The 742-nt window shown below is 53.9% G+C and carries 2 protein-coding genes and 1 pseudogene; all 3 read right to left on the reverse strand.

Going from position 1 to position 742, the window contains the following annotated elements; all coding sequences use genetic code 11:
* Positions 1-254, reverse strand: a 254-nt coding sequence (locus tag J5224_RS32355) for a PhnD/SsuA/transferrin family substrate-binding protein (protein ID WP_264629037.1), incomplete at its 3' end; no start/stop codon positions are given.
* The gene (locus J5224_RS32360) at positions 251-532 is read right to left on the reverse strand and encodes a MetQ/NlpA family ABC transporter substrate-binding protein (protein ID WP_264629038.1); all 282 of its coding nucleotides are present in this window, start codon (positions 530-532) and stop codon (positions 251-253) included. The genes J5224_RS32355 and J5224_RS32360, both read right to left, overlap by 4 nt.
* A 26-nt stretch (positions 533-558) precedes the next feature.
* Positions 559-742 (reverse strand): annotated as a pseudogene (locus J5224_RS32365) (ABC transporter permease); the annotation flags it as partial.

Raw genomic sequence — 742 nt, forward strand, 5'->3', positions numbered from 1 at the left:
AAGGCTGCTGCACGCACCTGCTTTTGCGCCAGGAACTGTGCCAAACGTGATTCATTTCCTCCGACCAGTGAAAATGCATTTGCCGCAATACCCGCGTTTTCCTGCAACAACGTAGTACCAATCACGGCGACGGAAGAACCGGCGGGTGACATGCCCACTTTTTTACCTTTTAGCTGGGAAAGCGATGTGATCGGTGAGTCGGCTGGCACCACGAATGCCACATCCGCAGGTTGCGTGGCCGCGATGATTTTCACCCCTCACTGGCAACGCTGAATACACCGGCAACCGGTGCACCAAATGCCAGATCGATAGAACCAGAAGCCAGAGCCTTCAAGGGGGCGTTAACATCAGGAAAGTGAACGAACTCAGCATCGACGCCACGTTTCTTCAGGAAATCCTGACTTTCGAGCACCGCGCCGTAGCCAAGGCTGACGCCGGATGTCCAGTAACCAATACGCACTTTGCCGTTAGCAAAGCTCAGTTGCGGCAGAAGTCCTGCCAGCAGGGCAAAAACAACGAGCAGTCTTTTCATGTTATTACCTCAGATTCAATGAAATGCTATGAACGTTTTTTCCAGCGAAACAGATGCCGCTCCAAGGGTTTCAGCAACCCCCCTTCCAGCAGCAACATCAGTGAGACGAGTAACAATGTCCAGGCGAATACCTGGCTGGTTTGCACCAGATCGCCGGCCTGACGCAGGCGGTACCCAATGCCATCCGATGACCCCAGCGTTTCTGCCACC

Source organism: Candidatus Symbiopectobacterium sp. NZEC135 (genome assembly GCF_025962695.1).

Excerpts from the sequence above, each read along its gene's own strand:
- J5224_RS32360 (WP_264629038.1), bottom strand. The coding sequence starts at position 532 with ATGAAAAGACTGCTCGTTGTTTTTGCCCTGCTGGCAGGACTTCTGCCG.